This is a genomic window from Kitasatospora sp. NPDC096128 (genome assembly GCF_040303105.1).
Lineage (GTDB): Bacteria > Actinomycetota > Actinomycetes > Streptomycetales > Streptomycetaceae > Kitasatospora.
This window is the reverse complement of the sequence record NZ_JBEOSP010000007.1, coordinates 220,531-241,428: the sequence shown is the minus strand read 5'-3', so window position 1 is coordinate 241,428 and position 20,898 is coordinate 220,531. Positions and strand designations below refer to the sequence as shown.

Sequence of the window (20,898 nt, the reverse complement as noted above, 5' to 3'; positions counted from 1 at the left end):
GGTAGCGACCCGGCACGACACGGTCGCGATGACGCGGAGGCCGCCCGGTCGATCCGATCGGGCGGCCTCCGCCGTGTCGGGCCACGGCCCGGTTCAGCGCCCCGACGGGTACCCGGCGAGCCCCGAGGCGAGCAGGTCGAAGGCCCGGTCCACCGCCGCCCCGGCGCGTTCCCGCACGGCCTCGGCCGGTTCCCCGGCGACCATCGCCCGTCGGATCTCGCCGAGCACCGCCCGGTGGGCCCCGGCGAGGGCCCCGGCCACCACCAGGGGGAGCGGGTCCGCCGGTCCGGCCCCCGACTCCGCGGCCAGGACGGCCGCCAGGGCCGCCTCGGAGCGTTCCCCGAGTTCCAGCAGCCGGGCCCGCAGCGCCGGGCTGTCCGCGATGATCCGCCAGAACGCGGCCATCCGCGGGTCGAGTCCGACTGTCGGCTCCCCGTCGGCGATGCCCGCCAGCAGGTCGGCCCGGACGGCGTCCACGGCGGAGCTGTCGGCGGGTCGTCGGCGGACCACCTCGGCGAGGTGGGCGACGACTTCGTCCTGCCGGTCGAAGAACAGGTCCTCCTTGGTCGGGAAGTAGTTGAACACCGTGTTGGGCGAGACCCCGGCGGCCCGGGCCACCTCGACCACGGTGACCCGGTCGAAGCCGCGCTCGGCGAACAGGCCCATGGCGGTGTCGGCGAGGAGCTCCCGGGTCTGCTGCTTCTTGAGTTCGCGAAGTCCCATGGCGGCATCCTAGCCCCGAACCATGGTGTCACTTAAAACTTGCAGTGACACCAAAATTATCGGCTACGGTGTCGCCATGACCTTCACCTTCGGCATCTACCCCGGCGGCCTGCTCGGCGACGAGAGCGGCGTGATCGAGCCCGTCCGCCCCGACGACCCCGCGCTGATCGCCGCCGCCCTGCGCGAACTCCAGGGCGACGCACCCGAGTTCCTGGTCCGGGCCTACCGCTCGTACGCGGACGCCGGGCACCGCACCCCGGAGCGGCCCGAGCAGTACGCGACGGACGGGCGCCGGCTCGACCTGGTGCTGCAGTTCGGCGTCCGCGGCGGCGATCCGGCCGGCTGGCCGGACTTCGTCCGCCGGACCGTCCGGGAGGAGGGCCACCGGCTCGCCGTCCTGCAGATCTGCGAGGAGCCCAACCTGGACCTGCCCATCGTGGACGGCAGCATCCCGAACGTCCGTCGGGCGCTGGTCGAGGGGGTGATCGCGGCCAAGGAGGAGGCGCTGGCCCGCGGTTACGCCCACCTCGCGGTGGGCTTCAACGCGGTGCCGTCCTTCGACCCGGCCGACACCTTCTGGCCGGAGCTCGGCCGGCTCGCCGACGAGCGCTTCCACCGCGCCCTGGACTACGTCGGCCTGGACTTCTTCCCGGACGTCTTCCGCCCCGTCCCGGAGGATCGGCTCGCGGACGCGGTGCGGGCGGTGCTCACCGGCTTCCGGAACGACGCGCTGCCCCGGGCCGGGATCGGGCCGGCCGTCCCGCTGCGGATCTGCGAGAACGGCTGGCCGACCGGTCCGGGGCGCAGTGCGGCGCGACAGGCCGAGGTGGTGGAGCGGGTGGTCCGGACGGTGGCCGGGCTGGCCGGTGAACTCGACGTCCGGAGCTACTCGTTGTTCTCGCTCCGGGACGCCGACAGTGCCGGTCCGAGTCCGTTCCACCACTTCGGTCTGCTGCGCGACGACTACACGCGCAAGCCCGCCTTCGACGTCTACCGCAATCTGATAGCCGAATTGACGGTGCCTCAGTCGGCTGGCTGAGCGAAGAACCGTTCCACTGTGCGGCGTTCGGCGGCGACGGTGTGCACCGACTCGCCGACCACCCGGCCGGCCAGGGCGACGGCCAGGCCGCCGACGTCCCGCCGCAGCACACCGGCGGCCTCCGTCCGGTCGGCGGCGATCCGGGCGCGGCCCGTGGTGAGGAGCAGTGCGCGGTCGCGGACGCCCTCGGCGCGGGCAGCCGCGATCGCCGCCGAGCCCCGCTCGGTGTACTCCTGGCGGATCCGGGCTGCCTCGTGCCGGGCCTCGGTGATCTCGTCCAGGGCCGCGTCCCGGATCGCCTCGGCCTCGGCGCGGACGGCCTCCGCCCGTTCGGCGCGGCCCTCGGTCGCGTCCCAGCGCTGGGCCCGCATCCGTTCGACGCGCGGGAACAGCAGGACGCCGAGGACGAACATCAGCAGGAAGAGCTGGGCCAGACCGAGGACCAGCAAGGACGGATCGGGTCTGAGTGGGCCGAGTTCGATGTGCACGCCAACCTCCCCGTGATCTGACGGACAGTCAAGATGGAGGTTTCCCTTGTGCACTGGCGGTCGAACTCCCGCTCGACCATGATGTGCGTCACTTGACGCGCCGCGCGGTGTCACCGCCCGCGCGACGTGCGTCCCGATGTCCGGAGCCCCGTGGAAGCGCGGTTACGTCACCTCGCCCCGGCGGGAGAATCGCTCCTCCTGCCATTCGCCGCTCGCGAGCACCTCGGCCAGCTGCTGCGCCGCGTCCCACACCTCGGTGTACGAGAGGTACAGCGGCGTGAAGCCGAAGCGCATCAGGTCCGGTGCGCGGAAGTCCCCGATCACCCCGCGCGCGATCAGCGCCTGCACCACCGGGTACCCGTCCGTGTGCCGCAGCGCGACCTGGCTGCCCCGTCGGGCGTGCTCGCGCGGGGTGACCACCTCGACCCCGTCCAGGCCCTCGACCAGCGAGACGAACAGATCGGTCAGCGCCAGGCTCTTGGCCCGGACGGCGGCCAGGTCGGCCCGCTCCCAGATGTCCAGGGACACCTCCAGCGAGGCCTGGCCGAGCAGCGAGGGCGAGCTGGTCAGGAAGCGCCCGATGCCCGGCTTGGGGTCGTACCCGGGCTCGAAGGCGAACGGGCGGGCGTGCCCGAACCAGCCGCTCAGCGGCTGCCGCGGACCGGCCGCCAGGTGCCGCTCGGCGACGTACAGGAAGGCCGGCGAGCCGGGGCCGGAGTTCAGGTACTTGTAGGTGCAGCCGACCGCGAAGTCCGCCTTGGCGGCGCCGAGTTCGATCGGCAGCGCGCCCACCGAGTGGCAGACGTCCCAGATCATCAGGGCGCCCGCGGCCTGTACCCGGGCGGTGATCCCGGGCATGTCCAGCAGCTCGCCGGTGCGGTAGTCGACGTGCGACAGGACCACCGCGGCGACGTCGCCGTCCAGGTGCCGGTCCAGCTCCTCGGGGCGGAGCAGCACGCTGCGCCCGCCCTCGACCAGGCCGGTCACGCCCTCGGCGATGTACAGGTCGGTCGGGAAGGCCTCGACGTCGCCGAGCACCGTGCGCCGCCCCGGGCGCAGTTGCAGCGCGGCCGCGAGCACCTTGAACAGGTTCACCGAGGTGGTGTCGCAGACGACCACCTCCGCCGGGTCGGCCCCGATCAGCGGCGCGAGCCGCCGCCCCAGCCGGTACGGCTGCTCGAACCAGCCGGCGTCGTTCCAGCTGCGGATCAGCTCCCGGCCCCACTCCTGCTCGACCACCCGGGCCACCCGCTCCGGGGTGCGCACCGGCAGTGCGCCGAGCGAGTTGCCGTCCAGGTAGATCACCCCGTCCGGCAGGGTGAACTCCTCGCGGAACGCCGCCAGCGGGTCGGCGGCGTCCAGCGCCGCGCACTCCTCGCGCGTGATCATGCCCGTTCTCTCCTCCACCGCCGGCTCCACCGCCGGCTCCACCGCCGGCCCGGTCACAGCTCGTCCCGGATCGTCCACAGCTCCGGGAACACGTCCTGCTCGGCCGCCTTGCGCAGCCAGGTGAGTCCGCTGGAACCGCCCGAGCCGGGCTTGGCGCCCATGGTCCGCTTGACCGAGGTCAGGTGCCGCTGACGCCAGCGGGTGACCCGCTCGGCCACGTCCAGCAGCGCCTCGGCGAGCGGCTGGAGGTCGGCGAACTCCGGCTCGGTGTAGACCCGGCGCCAGGCCGCGGCGACCTCCTCGGAGGGCCGGTAGCGCTGCTCCGAGGGTTCCGCGTGCACCGCCAGGCCGCGGCGGGCCAGCAGTCCGAGCACCTCGTCGTAGAGGCCGGGGGAGCGCAGCGCCTCGGCCAGCTCGGCCTGGGTCTCCGGCACCCCGGCGTACATGTTCAGCAGCGCGGCGTTCTTGTTGCCGAGCAGGAACTCCAGGTGCAGGAAGGCCGAGGACTGGAAGCCGGAGGCCTCGCCGAACAGGGCACGGAAGGAGTTGAACTCCTGCGGCGTCATGGTGGCCAGCAGGTCCCAGGACTCCACCAGCACGTCCTGGACGTGGGTGCCCCGGCGCAGCGCGGCCCGGGCGGCGGTCGCGTCGTCCTCGCGCAGCGCCTGCCGGGCGATCGTCCACTCGTGCCGCAGCAGGTCGAAGAGCAGCTCCATCACCTGGGTGGTGACGATGAACGACAGCTCGGCCGGCTCCTTGCTGCGCGGGTGCTGGAGGCTGTGCAGCTCCTCCAGGCGCACGTACTGCGCGTACGGGGTGCCCCGACCCGGCTCGCCGCCCCTACCGAACGACAGGTTGGGTGTCTCCACCGTGTCGTGCCCCATCCCGATCCCTCCAGCTCCGTCCGGGCACCGTCGCCCGGGTCCGGCGGAGCGGACGGACGTCCTGGTTCCACCGGGGAGCCCATTGTGCGGTGCCGTGGTCCCCCGCTTGAATGGCCGACGAGCACCGCAACCGGGCTTCGGGTTGTCGTTCGCGAGGCGTTCGACCGATCTGCTTTACGAATGAAAAACCGCTGATCACAACCGCTTCTCGGGAGCCGTCATGGACGCCGTCGACCGCCGCCTGCTGGCCGAACTCCAGGCCGACGCCAGGCTCTCGTACAACGAACTCTCCCGCCGGGTGAGCCTGTCCGCACCCGCGGTGGCCGAACGGGTCCGCCGCCTGGAGGCGGACGGGGTGATCAGCGGCTACCACGCCCACGTCGACCCGACCCGGGCCGGGCTGCCGATCACCGCGCTGGTCCAGGTCCAGTGCTACGGCCCGCGCTGCGTGCTGCGCGACCCCGAGGTGGCGACCTGGCCGGAGGTGCTGCAACTGCACCGGGTCACCGGCGGGGCCTGCTGCGTGCTGCTGGTCGCGGTCGCCACGATGGCCGGGTTCGAGGAACTCTGCGACCGGCTCGGCGGGTACGGGCCGCCGGCCAGCTCGATGATCCTCTCCAGCCCGGTGCCCTGGCGGCCGCTGCTGCCGAACTGACGCCGGGCGCCGGGCGCCGGGCGCCGGGCGCCCGGCTCGCCTTGACGCGCACGTCAAGGAGTAGGTTCCTCGGCATGTCGAACGAGCGCCACATCCTGCTGCTGCCCGGGAGCCTGCGGGCCGCGTCCGCCAACGAGGCCGTGCTGCGCACTGCCGCCGCGCTGGCCGACGCCCTGCCCGGCGTCCGGACGACGTACTACGCGGACCTGGCCGGGCTGCCGCACTTCAACCCGGACCACGACACCGACCCGCTGCCGGAGCCGGTGGCGGCGCTGCGGGCGGCGATCGGGGCGGCCGACGCGCTGCTGGTCTGCACCCCCGAGTACGCCGGGACGCTGCCGGGCTCCTTCAAGAACCTGCTGGACTGGACGGTCGGCGGGGTCGAGATCTCCGACAAGCCCGCAGCCTGGATCAACTGCGCCGGACCGGGTCGCGGCCAGGGCGCCGAGGCCACCCTGGGCACCGTCCTCGGCTACACCGGCGCGGCCGTGCTGGCGGAGGCCTGCGTCCGGATCCCGCTGGAGCGCGGCGCGGTCGGCCCGGACGGGCTGGTCGCCGACCCGCTGGTGCGCGGGCGGATCGGCGAGGTGCTGACCCTCCTGGCAGCCGGTTGAGCCGGCTGAGCCGGACGGTCGGAGGGCCGGTTGAGCCGTTCGCCCGAAGGCCGCCGGCCCGGCGGCCCCGCAGGTCCAGTGCCCCGCCGGTTCAGTGCCCCGCGGGCAGGTGCACCCCGAGCCCGGCCAGGCCCTCCAGGAAGAGTTCGACGCCGACCGCCGCGAGCAGCAGCCCGAGCAGCCGGGAGGCCACCTCCAGCGAGGTGCTGTGGGTGCGCTTCATCAGGGGCGCGAGCACGGCCACGCAGAGGTAGTTGAGCACCGCGACACCCACGTACGCCCCGGCGACGGCCGCCTTCCAGCCCCAGTCGTCCCGGTTGAGGGAGGCGACCAGGACGGCGGTGATCGCGAGCGGGCTGGCGATGTACGGCAGCAGCAGTTCGCGGATGCCGTCGGCCAGCGGGTTGGCCAGGTGCTCGCCGTCGCCGTCCGTGCCGAGGTGCAGGCCGAAGACCAGGGCCACGGCGTAGACGAAGAAGATCGCCCCGCCCGCGAGCTGCAGCGACTGGTCGCTGATGTGGAAGAGGGTGGTGAGCTCGTCCGCGCCGAAGCCCAGGACCAGGCCGATCAGCGCCGAGACGACCGTGCTCCACGCGGCCAGCCGGCGGAGCTCCTCGGTGCTCCGGGTGCCGGCCAGTCTGGTGAAGGCCAGCAGGGTCTTCGGCGGGCCGACCACGGCGAAGAAGGTGATGAAGGCGCTGCCCAGGTTGAAGACGAACATGGGCCCAGCATTCCTGGTCGGACGCGGATTCGCCCGGATGGCGGCCCCGGGTCGAGCGGGCGGTCGCTCTCGGGTGCCATGGAGGTAGGTAGGACCACTCCTTGCCGGAAACGAGGATGCGACATGTGCCTGAACCGTAGGGACCTGGGCCTGCTGGCCCTGCGCAGCGCGGTCGGCGGGGTGCTGATCGCGCACGGTACCCAGAAGCTGTTCGGCTGGTTCGGTGGCGGCGGCCTGGAGGGCACGACCCAGGCGATGGACCACATGGGCTTCCACCCGGCCAGGGAGAGCGCCATCGCGGCGGGTGTCGGCGAGGCCGGCGGCGGCGCGCTGCTGGTGGCCGGGCTGGCCACCCCGGCGGCCGGCGCGGTGGTGGCCGGGACGATGGCCGGAGCCGTGGCGGTGCACGCCCCGGCGGGTTTCTTCATGACCGGCGGTGGCTACGAGTACCCGGCGTTCCTCGGCGCGACCGCCCTGGCGATGGGCCTGGCCGGCCCGGGACGGTACTCGCTGGACCACGCGACCGGGCACGTCTTCGACCGGCCGTGGGTCGGTGCGCTGGCCTTCGTGGCGAGCGCGGCGGGTGCGTACGGGGTGGTGGCGCGGCGCCGTCACCTGGTGCGGCTGCGCGAGGAGCGGGCGGCGGTGGAGGCGGACGAGCAGGACGGCTCCGGGCTGTCCTGAGGCCCGTGGCTTCACCCGGAGGCAGCACCCCTGCTGGCGGTGTCGGCGGGCGGCTCGGAGGGTGGGCGGGGAGGTGCGCCGGGCAGCCCGGCGCCGGAAGGAACGAGGACCTCATGGACCGCCAGCCGCTCACCCGAGCCAGCTCCGGGCCGCGCCGCACCGCGCAGCGCCCGGCCGTCCTGACGCAGCGTCACCGAAGACTGGCCGCAGCGGTGTTGGCGGCCGTCGTCGTGGGCTCGGCGGTGCTCGCGGGCTGCTCCTCCGGCAAGAGCGCGAGCGGTGCGGCCTCCGCGGCGGCCGGGGAGGTGCAGAAGGCGGCGAGCGCCGCGGCGTCGGCCGCGTCGGCGCTGGCCTCGGCGGCCGGCGGGGTGGGCGGGGTGCTGGGCTCGGCGCAGGCGGAGGCCTCGGCGGCGGTCTCGGCGGCCTCCTCGGCGGTCGCCGGGATCAAGGGCGGGCTGGACGCCAAGGGAGACGTCTCGGTCGGCGCGGTGACGACCGGTTCGGACGGCAAGGCGCAGGCGCAGCTGACCGTCACCAACCACGGGCAGCAGTCCTACCGGTACGTGGTCCAGGTGAACTTCACCGACGGGAGCGGCAAGCTGCTGGACGCGACCGCGGTGACCGTCCCGGACGTGGCCGCGGGCCAGAGCGCCCAGGCCACCGCGCAGGCCAACCGGGAGCTCAGTGGCACGGTCAAGGCCGAGGTGGCGAACGCCGTCCGCTACTGACCGGGTCCGATACGGGTTCGCTGCGGGTCCGTTCCGGGGCGGGTGCGGGGCGGGTTCGCTGCGGGTGCGGGGCGGGTGCGGAACCTTAAGCGGGTCTCAAGGCCAACAGGACCCCTTGACGGGCGAGTTGGTCTAGTCCATTTTTATTCCCCAGGTGCAGGGAGCCCCTGAACCGGCGTCACCGGCCTCGTGTCGGTGGCGCCGGTTCGGCACATCCCGGTGTCCGTCATGGCCTGTCCGCTCGATTCCCACCCCTGATCTGTCATGTCCCGGTCGTCCGGCCCCACCCCGGACGCGCGACCCCACCGGGCGACGGAACCCCCACACCCAGGAGTCACGCACCCATGCTGCGCTCACGCATTGAAAGGGCCGGGACCCCGGCTCCGGACGGGCCCCGCCGGCGCCGCCCGAAGAGCCTGGCCGCCGTCGCGGCCGGCACCACCGCCTCCCTGCTGCTCGGCGCGGGCCTCGCGCTGTCCGGCGGCGGCGCGGCCAACGCCGCGACCACCAACTCCACCGGCGCGGCCGCCACCAGCGGCGGCATCAAGGTCGCCTACTTCGACCAGTGGTCGGTCTACGCCAACGCGTACTACCCGAAGACGATCCAGGACACCGGCGTGGCCGGGAAGCTGGACTACCTGATCTACGACTTCGCCAACATCTCCCCGACCGACCTGGGCTGTTTCGAGGCGACCAAGGCCGCCGACACCAACGACAACAACCCCAACGCCGGTGACGGCGCGGCCGACGCGTTCGCCGACTACCAGAAGAGCTTCGGCGCGGACATCTCGGTGGACGGCGTCGGCGACGTCTGGAACCAGCCGATCGCGGGCAACTTCAACCAGCTGAAGAAGCTGAAGGCGAAGAACCCCAACCTCAAGGTCCTGCTGTCGATCGGTGGTTGGACCTACTCCAAGTACTTCTCGTCGGCGGCCGCCACGGACGCCTCGCGCAAGCACCTGGTCTCGTCCTGCATCGACATGTTCATCAAGGGCAACCTCCCGTCGGACGCCGGCTTCGGCGGCCCGGGCACCGGCGCCGGGGTCTTTGACGGCATCGACATCGACTGGGAGTACCCGGGCGGCGGCGGCCACACCGGCAACATCTCCAGCCCGGCCGACAAGCAGAACTTCACCCTGCTGCTGCAGGAGTTCCGCAACCAGCTGGACGTCCAGGGCAAGGCCGACAACAAGACCTACGCCCTCTCCGCGGCGGTCGGCGCCGGCCAGGACAAGATCATGAACGTCGAGACCGACAAGATCGGTCAGTACCTGACCTTCCTCGACGTCATGACCTACGACATGCACGGCGGCTGGGACCCCCAGGGGCCGACCAACCACCAGGCCCCGATCTACTCGGGCCCGAACGACCCGTCGACCCCGGCCAAGCCGGGCAACGGCAAGTACTCGATCGACAACGCCATCAAGGCGTGGACGGCCGGCGACGCCCAGTACGGCATCCCCGGAGGCTTCCCGGCCAACAAGATCAACATGGGTGTGCCGTTCTACTACCGCGGCTGGACCGGCGTCCAGAACAACGGCAGGAACGGACTCTTCCAGCCCGCCACCGCCCCCGCCGCCGGCGCCGCGATGTCCGGCAACGTCCCCGGCATCCAGATGTACAAGGAGCTCGGCGGCTTCGTCGACAACCCGTCCAAGACCTTCTGGGACGACGACGCCAAGGCCGCGTACTTCTACGACGGCACCACCTTCTGGAGCGGTGAGAACGCCAAGTCCATCCAGGCCAAGCTCGACTACGCGCACTGCAACGGGCTCGGCGGCTCCTTCGCCTTCTCGCTGTACGACCTGGGGACCAACACCAGCCTGTTCGACACGATGGTGAACGCCACCAACGGCTCCGCGGCCGGCTGCCCGGCCCCGCCGACCGGCACCCCGACGCCGACCCAGACCCCGACCGGCACTCCGACCGGCACGCCCACCGGCACTCCGACCGGCACGCCCACCGGGACCCCGACCGGCACCCCGACCGGCACCCCGTCCTCGCCGGCCACCTGCTCGGCCGCCCCGAGCTGGGACCCGAACGCCACCTACGCGGCCGGCGGCACCAAGGTCTCCTGGAAGGGCCACTACTACACCAACAAGTGGTGGACCAAGGGCGACGACCCGAGCCAGAGCGGCCAGTGGGGCGTCTGGACCGACAACGGCCCCTGCTGACCGGCTGACCGCCGCCTGAAGCGGCACGTGAACGAACGGAGTCCGGCCCGCCGGGGGAGCACCCCGACGGGCCGGACTCCGTCATATCCGGCGGGCCGTCCCCGGCGGCGGGCTCAGGCCAGGTCGGCCGTGCGCCCGAGCGCGTCCGGCTGGCTCTCCTCGATCCGCCGCAGCATCCGGGCCAGCAGGCCGGAGAGCGCGGTGCGCTCCTCGCCCGCGATGTCCTGCAGCAGCTCCTCCTCGAACACGGCCGCCATCCGCATCGACTCCAGCCACTTGTCGCGGCCGTTCTCGGTCAGCTCGATGATCACCCGTACCCGGTTGGACTCGTCCCGCTCCCGGGTGACCAGGTCCTCGGCCACCATCCGGTCGATCCGGTGGGTCATCGCGGCCGGGGTGAGCCCCAGCCGCTTCGCCAGCTCGCCCGGGCCCAGCCGGTACGGGCTGCCGCTCACCACCAGCGCCTTGAGCACCTCCCACTCGGCGGAGGTGATCCCCAGCACGGTCAGCTGCCGGTCGTACGCGACGCCCATCCGCCGGGAGACCCGGTTGAGGGTCTGCACGATCGTCTCGACCTGGGGGTCGACGGTGGGGAACTCCCGCTGGTAGAGGGCCACTTGCTCGGCGATGCCGAGCTCCAGGGGAGTGGCCCGCGGAGGCTTGTCGGCAGCCGGCGACGGCTTGTCCGTAGTCATGCGGACCAGTGTCGCACGGGCGTGCACTCCTTAAGCCTTTGACTCCGCAGTCTTCCGGTGCTAAGACTTTATCTCGGCAGAGTTTAGGTCTGAAATCTTCTGGGCTCAAGAGTTCCAGTGGAAACAGGAAGGGATGTGCACGGTGGCCGGCACGGTGAAGCAGCAGAGGCAGCAGCGACGTGGGGCGGGCGGCCCGCTGCGCCGCGTCCAGATCGGCAACGCGCTCAGCGCGTTCGGCAGCGGGTTCACGATGCCGTACATGTTCGTGTACGTGGACCAGGTGCGCGGGCTGGGTTCGCTGGCGGCCGGGATGGTGTTCACCGTCTTCGCGCTGGCGGCGCTCGCCGTCCTCCCGTTCACCGGGCGCGGCATCGACCGGTACGGCCCCCGTCCGGTCCTGCTGGCGGGTGCGGCCCTGGCCGCCACCGGCGCGTTCGCCTTCGGCCACGCCACCGGCACCCCGGAGCTGCTGGTCTCCTCGTTCCTGTTCGGCGCGGGTGTCACCACCTGCCAGCCGGCGCTCGCCACGATGATCGTCCGCTGCTCCACGGCGGCGACCCGCTCGCACGCCTTCGCGCTGCAGTTCACCCTGGTCAACCTGGGCATGGGCATCGGCGCGCTGGTCGGCGGGCAGATCGTGAACGTGGCCGACCCGGCCAGCCTCACCCGGCTGTTCACCATCGAGGCGGTCACCTTCCTCGGCCTGGCCCTGGTCACCGGCACCGCTCGGATACCGAAGGCCCAGCTGAGCGTCGTCCAGGAGAAGAAGGACGCCCCGACCGGCCTGCGCGCCCTGCTCGCCGACAAGGCGATGGTGCGGCTCAGCATCCTCGCCGGGCTGATCTTCTTCACCTGCTACGGCCAGTTCGAGTCCGGTGTCGCGGCCTTCGCCACCGACACCGTCGGCACCGCGCCGTCCACCCTGGGCCTCGCGATCGGCGCCAACGCGGTGACCATCGTGGTGCTGCAGATGTTCATGGTGCGGATCACCGCGCGGCACCGCCGCACCGCCGCTATGGCCGCGGCCGGCGTGGTCTGGCTGGGCGCCTGGGCGATGGCCCTGGTGGCCGGTCTGATCCGGACCGAGACCATGGCCGCCACGGTCGCCATCGTCTCGATCTACGCCCTGTTCGGCGTCGGCGAGTCGCTGCTCGCGCCCACCATGGGCCCGATGGTCGCGGACCTCGCCCCGGCCCGGCTGCTCGGCACCTACAACGCCGGGTACGCCCTGGTGAAGCAGATCGCGATCGCGGTCGGCCCGGCCGTCGGCGTGCTGCTGGTCGGCTCCGGCACCTGGCCGCTCTACCTCGCGGCCATGGCGGGCTCGACGGTGCTGATCGTCGTCCTGGCGCTGCGGCTGCGCCCGTACCTCACGGCCGAGCAGGACAACGCGGCCCCGGCCGTGGTCCGCACCCCGGCCCCGGTCCGGGAGCTGCAGACCGCCGCGTGACGGCCGGCGGCCGGGTGGACGGCCGCGCGGTCCGGTCGTACGGTCCGGTCACATGGTCCGGCCGCACGGTCCGGTCACATGGTCCGGCCGCTTGAATCGGCCTCTTGTACGGGCGCCGACCGGGTCACCTGGTCGGCGCCCGTCGCGCTTGGCTTCGCGGGCACCGCCACATAGTGTCAGTGGCTGTTGACCGCCCAGGCCCCGGCCGGGCAGCAGACCCGGGCCCGGCGCAGCACCCGCGGGCCCCGCAGACAGGCGAATCGGCGAGGCTATGACGCAAGCGGCGCTCACGCACCCCCCGGCGGCCCCGGCCACCGCCGAACCGGACCGGGCACCGGCCCCGCGCGGACTGCTGCGCTGGGCGGCCGACCGCTCCGGTTGGCTCGGCCCGATCGGCGTCGCGCTCTTCGCCGGGCTGCTGCGGTTCTGGAACCTCGGGTACCCCAACGCCTTCGTCTTCGACGAGACGTACTACCCCAAGGACGCCTGGTCCCTGCTCCAGCAGGGCTACGAGGGCACCTGGCCCGACCACGCCAACGCCGACATCCTGGCCGTCCCGCAGTCCATCCCGCTCAGCTCCTCGCCGGAGTTCATCGCCCACCCGCCACTCGGCAAATGGGTGATGACGATCGGCGAGCAGCTGTTCGGGCTGCACCCCTTCGGCTGGCGTTTCATGACCGCCCTGCTCGGCACCCTCAGCGTGCTGATGCTGGCCCGGATCGGCCGCCGGCTGTTCGGCTCCACCCTGGTCGGCTGCACCGCCGCGCTGCTGATGGCCGTCGACGGCCTCCAGCTGGTGATGAGCCGGGTCGGCCTGCTCGACGGCATCCAGATGTTCTTCGTGCTCGCCTCCTTCGGCGCCCTGCTGATCGACCGCGACCGCGTCCGCGGCCGGCTGGCCGGGGTCACCGACGGCGACGAGGTGCGGCTCGGGTGGCGCCCCTGGCGGATCGCCGCCGGGGTGTTCATCGGTGCCGCCTGCGCCGTCAAGTGGAACGGTGCCCCGATCCTCGCCGCCTTCGGCGTCCTGACCGTGCTCTGGGACCAGTCCGGCCGTCGTGGCGCCGGCGCCCGCCACCCCTGGCGGTCCATGCTGCGCCGGGACGCCGTGCCCGCCCTCCTCGCCATGGTCGGCTCCGCCCTGGTGGTGTACGTCGGGGCCTGGAGCGGCTGGCTGGCCAGTGGCGCCGGCGGCGGGGGCGGCTACGACCGGCACTGGGCCGACGGCCGCGCCGGGCTCTCGCCGGACCACGCCTTCGGCATCCCGCTGCCCCAGGTCCCGATGAGCTGGGTCCCGGCGCCGCTGCGCAGCCTGTGGCACTACCACTCGCAGATGTACGAGTTCAACACCGGCCTGAGCACCCCGCACACCTACCAGTCCAACCCCTTCGCCTGGCTGGTCGACGGCCGCCCGGTCTCGATGTACTGGGAGCAGGTGCCGACCGGCACGCGCGGCTGCACCTCCTCCGGCGGCTGCGCGGCGCAGATCCTGGGCCTGGGCACCCCGTTCCTGTGGTGGGCGGCCTGCTTCGCGCTGGTCTACCTGCTGTGGCGCTGGTTCTTCCGCCGGGACTGGCGCTCGGGCGCCGTGCTGTGCGCGGTGGCCGGGATCTACCTGCCCTGGTTCCAGTACCAGGAGCGGACGATCTTCTCCTTCTACATGGTCGTGCTGGTGCCGTTCCTGTGCCTGGCCGTCGCCCAGATGCTCGGCGCGATCCTCGGCCCGGTGGGCTGCACCCCCGAGCGCCGCCGGTACGGGGCGATCGCGGCCGGGCTGATCGTGCTCGCGATCGTCGGCTGCTTCGCCTTCTTCTACCCGCTGTACACGGCGGAGGTGATCCCGATGTCGTCCTGGCAGGACCGGATGTGGTTCACCAGCTGGATCTGATGCCGCTGTCGGCACCGGTACTGCTGGCGGCACCGGTACCGCTGGCGGCTTCCGGCGGCGGGCAGCTGCTGCCGGTCACCCCCGTGCTCGGGGTGGTCACGGCGGTGCTGCTGCTGGTCGCCGTGGCGGTGGCCGGCCGGGGCCTGCTCGGCCACGGGCGGGCGGTGGCGCGGGCCGGACTGCGGGCGGTCGTCCAGCTGGCCGCCGTGGCCGCGGTGATCAGCTGGGTGGTCGCCTCGCTGTGGTGGTCGGCGCTGTTCGTGCTGCTGATGTTCACGGTCGCGGTGCGCACCGCCGGCCGGCGGATGACCCCCGGCCCCGGCTGGGTCTGGGCGGCGGCCCCGATCGGCGCCGGGGTGCTGCCGGTGCTCGGCCTGCTGCTGGCCGTCGGGCTGCTGCCGCTCAAGGGCCTGTCGGTGATCCCGGTCGCGGGCATCCTGATCGGCGGCGGGCTCACCGCCACCTCGCTCGCCGGGCGGCGCGCCCTGGACGAGCTGCGGCAGCGGCGCGGCGAGGTGGAGGCGGCGCTGGCACTCGGCTTCGAGGAGCGGGACGCCCGGCTGGAGATCTGCCGTACGGCGGCCGCGACCTCGCTGGTCCCGGCGCTGGACCAGACCCGCACGGTCGGGCTCGTCACCCTGCCCGGCGCCTTCGTCGGGATGCTGCTGGGCGGCGCCTCGCCGGTGCAGGCGGGGGCGGTGCAGCTGTTCGTGCTGATCGGGCTGCTGGCGGTGGAGTCGGTGGCGGTCGTGGTGGTGCTGGAGCTGGTCGGGCGGGGGCTGGTGACGGCCGGGCCGGTCGGCGACGTCGGGTAGGCTGGAGCGCGTTGAAGGGGAGTAGCCCTCCACCGGACCGTCGACATACTGGCCCCCAGGGGCCCGGCGCCCGGGGCACCGCTCGATTGGCGGCTGCCGGCGAGACCTTCGGCCGCAGTGCTGTGACCATTTCCAGTGCTGTCGGGCCGAAGCGTCCCCTGACGGACCTGCGGAGGCCGGGCAGCCGACCGAGGGGTTTCCTCCGATGAGTTTGACCGTTGCCGCGTTGACGTTCGGCATCATCTTCCTGGCCGAGCTGCCGGACAAGACCGCGCTGGCCAGCCTGGTGCTCGGCACCAAGTACCGGGCGAGCTACGTCTTCGCGGGCGTCGCCGCGGCGATGCTGGTCCAGGTGGTGCTGGCGCTGGTCGCCGGGCACCTGCTCTCGCTGCTGCCGCACCGCTGGGTGGAGGGCATCACCGGCCTGCTGTTCCTGGTCGGCGCGGCGATGCTGCTGTTCCACGGCGGCGAGGACGAGGACGAGCACGCCGCCAAGGAGCCGTCCTCGAACCGCTTCTGGAAGGTGGCCGGGACCAGCTTCGTGGTCGTCGCGGTCGCCGAGTTCGGCGACCTGACCCAGATCATGACCGCCAACCTGGCTGCCAAGTACGCCGATCCGATCGCCGTCGGCCTCGGCTCCTGGCTGGCGCTGTGCGCGGTCGGCGGGATCGCCATCGTGGGTGGTCAGAAGCTGCTCAAGCACGTGCCGATGAAGCTGATCATCCGGGTGGCGGCGGCGATCATGGTGGTGCTGGCCGGGGTCAGCATCTTCGGGGCGATCACCGGCTGAGGGCGGCCGCTTTCCGCCCGGCCTCGCTCAGCAGCCGGGGTCGGCGGCGAGGGTGGCCTGGGTCTTGGGGCCGTAGACGCCGTTCTCGCCCTTGATCCGGTTCTGGCGCTGGTAGTCCTGCAGCGTCGTCCGGGTCCAGTAGTCGAAGGTGCCGGTCACGAGCGACTTGTCGACGAATCCGCACCCGGCGTTGACGAGCAGCTGCTGCATCGTGGTGACGTCGGGCCCGCTCATCCCGAGCTGGAGCAGGCGCGGGGTCGGGGTGGGCGTCGGCGTGGGGGTGGGTGTGGGCGTCGGGGTGGGGGTCGGCGTCGGGGTCGGGGTCGGGGTGGGCGTGGGCGTCGGGGTGGGGGTCCTGGTCGGGCTGGGTCTGGCGGTGCGGGTGGCGGTCGGGCTCGGCGTGTCGCTGGGCGGCGCCGAGGTGGTCGTGGGAGGGGCGGCCATGGTCGGCGGGTCCACCGGGGCGGGGGCGAGCGAGGCGGTGGGCGCCGGTTCGGCCTGGCGGCTCGGCGCGGCGGAGGGCGTCACGGCGTACGCGAGGCCGACGGTGAGCGCCAGCAGTGCGGCGCCGACGCCCGCGATCAGTCCCTTGCGCCCGGCGAAGGGACCGCGCTCCGACTGCTCGGCCTGCCGTCGGGCGGCCCGTCCGCCGGTGGGGGCGGCGTGGGGCTCCGGGGCCCGGTTGTCGAAGGGGAAGTAGCCGAGCTCGTCCCCGGAGCCGGCGGATCCGCTCGGGTCGCCCGGCCCGGGTGGGCCGGGCGGGACCAGGGGCAGGACGGTGGTGGCGCCGCTGCCGTACGCGTCCGGGGCGGGGCCCGGGACGGGCGGCAGGACGGTCGTCGCGTAGGCGTCCGCGTCCGGCCCGAGCGGGGGCGTGACCGGCGGCTGGGCCTGCTGGGCCTGCTGCGTCGGATGCACCGGGTGCGCCGGGTGCACCGGTCCGACCGGGGGCAGCACGGTGGTCGCGAACGGGTCGGCCGTCAGCGGCGGTTCGTCGGCGACCTGTTCGGGCGCCTGCGGCACGTACGGGCGGACCAGCGGCGGGCCCTCCAGGTGCGGGAGGACGGTGGTCTCGTCGAGGCTCCGGTCGGGGAGGCAGCTGCACCCGGTGGAGCGTGCGGTGCCGCACGTCGGGCAGTGCTGGTCCGGCATCGGCCGGTCCTCCTCGGTTCTCGGGTCTCGCGATCGGGCCTGATTATGCAGGACGTCCCGGAGGGTGGACAGGGGCGTCCGGCCTCCGGCGGGGGTGTTGTGCCGGTTGGTGGTGGTTGGCCCCCGGGGAATGCATCGGAACGCGAGTGGCGGGCCCGGTGCTTACGTTCGGCTCAACCGGACGGCGCAAACCGGGGCATATCTGCCAGCATGGGGAACGGGGAGTGATCATCCACCCGGGCGGCCGGTCGTCCGGCCCCGCGACCCTACGGAGAGGCCATGCCGCCTGTGGTGACGCCATGACGGACCCCCATGTCGCGTCCGACCGGGGCCCGGCGCCCGGGTCCGGCCCGCCCGAGGTCACCGTCCCCAACCTCTGGGTGCCGATCGGGGCCCTGCTGCTGGCGATGCTGCTGGCCGCCCTCGACCAGACCATCGTGTCGACCGCACTGCCCACCATCGTCAGCGACCTCGGCGGCCTGGACCACCTCTCCTGGGTGGTCACCGCGTACCTGCTGGCGTCCACCGCCGCCACCCCGCTCTGGGGCAAGCTCGGCGACATGTACGGCCGGAAGCGGTTCTTCCAGGCCTCCATCGTGATCTTCCTGATCGGCTCGGTGCTCTGCGGAGTCGCCCAGAACATGGGCGAGTTGATCGCCTTCCGGGCGCTCCAGGGCCTCGGCGGCGGCGGGCTGATGGTGCTCTCCCAGGCGATCGTCGGCGACCTCGTCGCCCCCCGGGACCGCGGCAAGTACCAGGGCCTCTTCGGCGCCGTCTTCGGCGTCACCAGCGTCCTCGGACCGCTGCTCGGCGGCCTGTTCGTCGACCACCTCAGCTGGCGCTGGGTCTTCTACGTCAACCTGCCGATCGGCGTGGTCGCCCTGGCGGTGATCGCCGCGGTGCTGCACGGCGCGGAGGTCCGGCGCGAGCACCGGATCGACTACCTGGGCACCGCGCTGATCGCCGCCGTCGCCACCTGCCTGGTGCTGATGACCTCGCTCGGCGGCACCACCTGGGCCTGGAGCTCCTGGCAGGTTGTCGGCCTGGGCGTGCTCGGACTGGCGCTGCTGCTCGTCTTCGTCCAGGTGGAGCGAAGCGCCGCCGAACCCGTCCTGCCACTGCGGCTGTTCCGGTCGCGGACCTTCAGCCTGGTCGCGGTGATCTCCTTCGTGGTCGGCTTCGCGATGTTCGGCGCCCTCACCTACCTGCCGACCTTCCTCCAGGTGGTCCAGCAGGTCTCGCCCACCATGTCCGGCATCCACATGCTGCCCATGGTGCTCGGCATGCTGCTCACCTCGATCGGCTCCGGGCAGATCGTCGCCCGCACCGGCCACTACCGGGCCTTCCCGATCGCCGGGACGGCCGTCACCACGGTCGGGCTGCTGCTGCTCTCCCGGCTCGACGAGCACAGCGGCACCGCCGAGATGAGCCTCTACTTCCTGGTCTTCGGCCTCGGGCTGGGCCTGGTGATGCAGGTGCTGGTGCTGATCGTGCAGAACTCCGTCGGCTACCAGGACCTCGGCGTGGCCACCGCCGGCGCCACCTTCTTCCGCTCCATCGGCGCCTCCTTCGGCGTCTCCATCTTCGGGACGGTCTTCGCCGGCGGACTGCGCTCCCGGCTCGCAGACGCCCTGGCCGGGCAGCCGCTGCCACCGGGCTTCCGAGTCGAGGCGATCACCGCCGACCCCCGCCTGATCACCCGGCTCCCGGCCGCCCTCCAGGCCGCGGTCCACCACGCCTACGCCGAGTCGATCACCCGGGTGTTCCTGTACGCGGTGCCCGTCACGGTGGTCGCCTTCGTGCTGTCGCTGTTCCTGCGGGAGCAGAAGCTGCGCTCCACGGTGACCGCGCCCGACCTCAGCGAGTCCATCGGGATCAACCCGGTCGAGCGCTCCTCCCTGGACGAGATCGCCCGTGCCCTCTCCGTACTGAGCACCCGGGAGGCCCGGCGCGACCTCTTCCGCCGGATCACCGCCACCGCCGGACTCGACCTGCTGCCCGCCTCCAGCTGGCTGCTGCTGCAGATGCACCACCACGGCTCGGTGGAACCCGCCGAGCTGGCCGAGCGGCGGGTCGTCCCCGTCTCGGTCGTCGAGGAGGCCGTCCGGGAGGTGGAGGGCCGCGGTCTCGCCGCCCGCACCGGCGGCCTGCCGCTGCGGCTCACCGAGCCGGGCGAGGAGGTGGCGCTGCGGCTGGTCGCGGCCCGGCGCACCCAGCTCGCCGAACTGCTGGGGGACTGGGACGAGCAGCAGTACGACGAGCTCGCCGCGCTGCTCACCCGGCTCAGCTCCACGCTCTGCGCCGACCGGCGGGACCGGCCGGACCCGCCGGTCGGCCCGCAGCCGCCGTACCGGGGGGAGGGGCGGTCGTTCTAGGCCCCCGCCGCATCACCACCGCCGAGGGCTTCACCGCCCTCGTCGCCTCCCCCTTCCAGTCCCACGCCTACAACCCCGACGCCCGCACCCCCGACGGCGCCTGCGCCCTCGCCCCGCGCGATGCCGAGCGCCTCCTGCCGGCCTGGATCGCCTGAGCCGCAGCACCCGACCCGCTGCGCCCGATCCGCTGAGTGTGAGGTGTAGGAGACTGCTGGTCGTAGGCAGCAACCGAGCCGGCGGCCGCGCCGAACGCGCGGCCCCGGCGGATCAGTGAGGAGCGGCATGTCCGTCGTCAAGATCAATGTCCTGACGGTGCCCGCCGAGCAGCGCGAGGTGCTGGAGCAGCGGTTCGCCTCGCGGGCCGGTGCGGTGGAGAACTCCGACGGCTTCGAGTGGTTCGAACTGCTCCGCCCGGTCGAGGGCACCGACCAGTACCTCGTCTACACGCGCTGGCGCGACGAGGAGTCCTTCCAGGCCTGGATGGAGGGCCCCATGAAGTCGGCTCACCAGAACGGCGGTGAGGGCGAGGCTCCCAAGCGCCCCGCTGCCTCCGGGTCCACGCTGTGGTCCTTCGACGTCGTCCAGTCGGCGGGCCCGAAGGCCTGACGGACGTCGGGCAGGGCGGACGGCGCGTCCCGGGGTTCCGGGGCGCGCCGTTGGTCTGCCCGCTCGCCTTGTCCGGCAGGGGAGTTCAGGCCGATACGGCGTGCAGGGCCTCGCGCAGGCCGGGGGTGGTCTCGCGGTCGGCGCGCCAGACCAGGCGGAGGTGGAGGGGCGGCGGGTCGAGCGGGAGGCGGACGAGGGTGCCGGAGGCGAGCGGCTCCCGGACGGCGGACTCGGGGAGCAGGGCGATGCCGAGGCCCTGTTCGGCGCAGGCGCGGGTGACGGCGATGCCGTCGGTGCGGACGCGTTCGACGTCGTGGCCGAGCAGTCGCTCGCCGGCGAGCCGGAAGCAGCAGGCGGGGGCGTTGACCAGGAACCGCTGGCCGCGCAGGTCTTCGGGGGTGAGGGCGGTGGCGCCGCTGAGCGGGTGGCCGGGGGTGGCGACCAGGGCGAGCGGGACGTCCTGGAGGTCGAGGTGGTCGAGCGGGGCGGGCGGCAGGTAGAAGCCGAGACCGCCGAGCGGGCCGGCGGTGTCCAGGATGAGCGCGGCCTCCAGGGCCCCGGCCGCGACGCCGCCGAGCAGGCCGTCCCGGGCGGAGTCGGTGTGCAGGGAGATGTCGAGGCCGGGGCGGCGTTCGGCGAGCCGGGCCAGTACGGCCGGAACGTGGGTCGCCGCTATGGTCTCCAGCGCGCCCAGCCGGAGCCGGGCGCGGTCGGTGGTCACCTCGCGGCGGGCCTGTTCGGCCTGGTCGAGCAGTCGGCGGGCCCAGGGCAGCAGGCGCTCGCCGGCCGCGGTGAGGGTCGGGGCGCGCCGGGTCCGGTCGAACAGTTCGGTGTCCAGGCCGCGTTCGAGGGTGCGGATCTGCTCGGAGACCGAGGAGGGGGCGAGGCCGAGCGCCGCGGCCGCCGCGGTGACGGTGCGGTGGGTGACCACGGCCTCGAAGGCGCGCAACTGACGAAGTTCCACTGGTTTCCCCGGCTCCCCCGAGCGTCCGTGTGTGCTCGTATCGCTGGCGTTGCGGGACAGCGTA

Annotated in this window: 20 protein-coding genes; 12 read left to right on the top strand and 8 right to left on the bottom strand. The window is 73.1% G+C overall.

Annotated features, from left to right (window positions below; all coding sequences use genetic code 11):
• Positions 1-93 precede the first annotated feature (93 nt).
• Complete coding sequence (locus tag ABTY61_RS11205; protein ID WP_350504690.1) at positions 94-723, bottom strand: TetR family transcriptional regulator; 630 nt, start codon at positions 721-723, stop codon at positions 94-96.
• A 76-nt stretch (positions 724-799) separates the two neighbouring features.
• Here ABTY61_RS11205 and ABTY61_RS11200 point away from each other — a divergent pair, with 76 nt between their 5' ends.
• Positions 800-1,762 (top strand): hypothetical protein, encoded by a 963-nt coding sequence (locus ABTY61_RS11200; protein WP_350504689.1) that lies wholly within the window; start codon positions 800-802, stop codon positions 1,760-1,762.
• Here ABTY61_RS11200 and ABTY61_RS11195 read toward each other — a convergent pair.
• From ABTY61_RS11195 to ABTY61_RS11185, 3 genes are all read right to left on the bottom strand, one after another.
• Positions 1,747-2,250: a F0F1 ATP synthase subunit B gene (locus ABTY61_RS11195; protein ID WP_350504688.1), complete on the bottom strand. Its 504-nt coding sequence runs from the start codon at positions 2,248-2,250 to the stop codon at positions 1,747-1,749. The two genes, ABTY61_RS11200 and ABTY61_RS11195, sit on opposite strands and share 16 nt — an antisense overlap.
• Positions 2,251-2,412: 162 nt before the next feature.
• Positions 2,413-3,639 (bottom strand): kynureninase, encoded by a 1,227-nt coding sequence (kynU, locus tag ABTY61_RS11190; protein WP_350504687.1) that lies wholly within the window; start codon positions 3,637-3,639, stop codon positions 2,413-2,415.
• Positions 3,640-3,692: 53 nt separating this feature from the next.
• On the bottom strand, positions 3,693-4,523 hold the full coding sequence (locus tag ABTY61_RS11185) for a tryptophan 2,3-dioxygenase (protein WP_350504686.1): 831 nt from the start codon (positions 4,521-4,523) through the stop codon (positions 3,693-3,695).
• Positions 4,524-4,743: 220 nt separating this feature from the next.
• Between ABTY61_RS11185 and ABTY61_RS11180 the strand changes: the two genes are divergently transcribed.
• Both ABTY61_RS11180 and ABTY61_RS11175 read left to right on the top strand, forming a co-directional pair.
• A complete protein-coding gene (locus ABTY61_RS11180) occupies positions 4,744-5,178 on the top strand; it encodes an Lrp/AsnC family transcriptional regulator (RefSeq protein ID WP_350504685.1) in 435 nt (144 codons plus the stop codon).
• 74 nt (positions 5,179-5,252) lie between these two features.
• On the top strand, positions 5,253-5,792 hold the full coding sequence (locus ABTY61_RS11175) for an NADPH-dependent FMN reductase (RefSeq protein ID WP_350504684.1): 540 nt from the start codon (positions 5,253-5,255) through the stop codon (positions 5,790-5,792).
• A 91-nt stretch (positions 5,793-5,883) separates the two neighbouring features.
• On the opposite strand, the gene ABTY61_RS11170 is transcribed toward ABTY61_RS11175, so the two are convergent.
• Entirely contained in the window at positions 5,884-6,513 is a 630-nt protein-coding gene (locus ABTY61_RS11170) for a MarC family protein (protein WP_350504683.1), read from the bottom strand.
• Between the two features lie 123 nt (positions 6,514-6,636).
• Between ABTY61_RS11170 and ABTY61_RS11165 the strand changes: the two genes are divergently transcribed.
• The 3 genes from ABTY61_RS11165 (at position 6,637) to ABTY61_RS11155 (ending at position 10,099) form a co-directional block, all read left to right on the top strand.
• On the top strand, positions 6,637-7,197 hold the full coding sequence (locus ABTY61_RS11165) for a DoxX family protein (protein WP_350504682.1): 561 nt from the start codon (positions 6,637-6,639) through the stop codon (positions 7,195-7,197).
• Between the two features lie 113 nt (positions 7,198-7,310).
• Complete coding sequence (locus ABTY61_RS11160) at positions 7,311-7,925, top strand: FxLYD domain-containing protein (RefSeq protein ID WP_350504681.1); 615 nt, start codon at positions 7,311-7,313, stop codon at positions 7,923-7,925.
• Between the two features lie 344 nt (positions 7,926-8,269).
• Positions 8,270-10,099, top strand: coding sequence for a glycosyl hydrolase family 18 protein (locus tag ABTY61_RS11155; protein WP_350504680.1), 1,830 nt, complete (start codon positions 8,270-8,272; stop codon positions 10,097-10,099).
• 113 nt (positions 10,100-10,212) lie between these two features.
• Here the strand turns inward: ABTY61_RS11155 and ABTY61_RS11150 are convergent, their stop codons facing one another.
• Positions 10,213-10,794 (bottom strand): MarR family winged helix-turn-helix transcriptional regulator, encoded by a 582-nt coding sequence (locus ABTY61_RS11150; RefSeq protein WP_350504679.1) that lies wholly within the window; start codon positions 10,792-10,794, stop codon positions 10,213-10,215.
• Positions 10,795-10,948: 154 nt separating this feature from the next.
• Between ABTY61_RS11150 and ABTY61_RS11145 the strand changes: the two genes are divergently transcribed.
• The 4 genes from ABTY61_RS11145 to ABTY61_RS11130 all read left to right on the top strand — a co-directional run bounded on the left by ABTY61_RS11145 (position 10,949) and on the right by ABTY61_RS11130 (position 15,737).
• The gene (locus ABTY61_RS11145) at positions 10,949-12,244 is read left to right on the top strand and encodes an MFS transporter (RefSeq protein WP_350504678.1); all 1,296 of its coding nucleotides are present in this window, start codon (positions 10,949-10,951) and stop codon (positions 12,242-12,244) included.
• A gap of 271 nt (positions 12,245-12,515) precedes the next feature.
• A complete protein-coding gene (locus ABTY61_RS11140; protein WP_350504677.1) occupies positions 12,516-14,132 on the top strand; it encodes a dolichyl-phosphate-mannose--protein mannosyltransferase in 1,617 nt (538 codons plus the stop codon).
• Positions 14,111-14,947 carry an ABC transporter permease gene (locus ABTY61_RS11135; RefSeq protein ID WP_350504676.1) on the top strand — a complete coding sequence of 279 codons (837 nt, stop codon included), beginning with the start codon at positions 14,111-14,113 and terminating at the stop codon, positions 14,945-14,947. The genes ABTY61_RS11140 and ABTY61_RS11135 overlap by 22 nt, the downstream gene beginning before the upstream one ends.
• Positions 14,948-15,152: 205 nt before the next feature.
• On the top strand, positions 15,153-15,737 hold the full coding sequence (locus ABTY61_RS11130) for a TMEM165/GDT1 family protein (RefSeq protein ID WP_350504675.1): 585 nt from the start codon (positions 15,153-15,155) through the stop codon (positions 15,735-15,737).
• A gap of 27 nt (positions 15,738-15,764) precedes the next feature.
• Here ABTY61_RS11130 and ABTY61_RS11125 read toward each other — a convergent pair whose 3' ends face one another.
• Positions 15,765-16,889 (bottom strand): peptidoglycan-binding protein, encoded by a 1,125-nt coding sequence (locus tag ABTY61_RS11125; protein ID WP_350504674.1) that lies wholly within the window; start codon positions 16,887-16,889, stop codon positions 15,765-15,767.
• 299 nt (positions 16,890-17,188) lie between these two features.
• Here ABTY61_RS11125 and ABTY61_RS11120 point away from each other — a divergent pair, with 299 nt between their 5' ends.
• Together ABTY61_RS11120 and ABTY61_RS11115 are read left to right on the top strand one after the other, a co-directional pair.
• Positions 17,189-19,264, top strand: coding sequence for an MDR family MFS transporter (locus tag ABTY61_RS11120; protein ID WP_350504673.1), 2,076 nt, complete (start codon positions 17,189-17,191; stop codon positions 19,262-19,264).
• Positions 19,265-19,546: 282 nt separating this feature from the next.
• A complete protein-coding gene (locus ABTY61_RS11115) occupies positions 19,547-19,870 on the top strand; it encodes an antibiotic biosynthesis monooxygenase family protein (RefSeq protein ID WP_350504672.1) in 324 nt (107 codons plus the stop codon).
• A gap of 85 nt (positions 19,871-19,955) precedes the next feature.
• Here the strand turns inward: ABTY61_RS11115 and ABTY61_RS11110 are convergent, their stop codons facing one another.
• Positions 19,956-20,834 carry a LysR family transcriptional regulator gene (locus tag ABTY61_RS11110; protein ID WP_350504671.1) on the bottom strand — a complete coding sequence of 293 codons (879 nt, stop codon included), beginning with the start codon at positions 20,832-20,834 and terminating at the stop codon, positions 19,956-19,958.
• Positions 20,835-20,898: the final 64 nt, after the last annotated feature.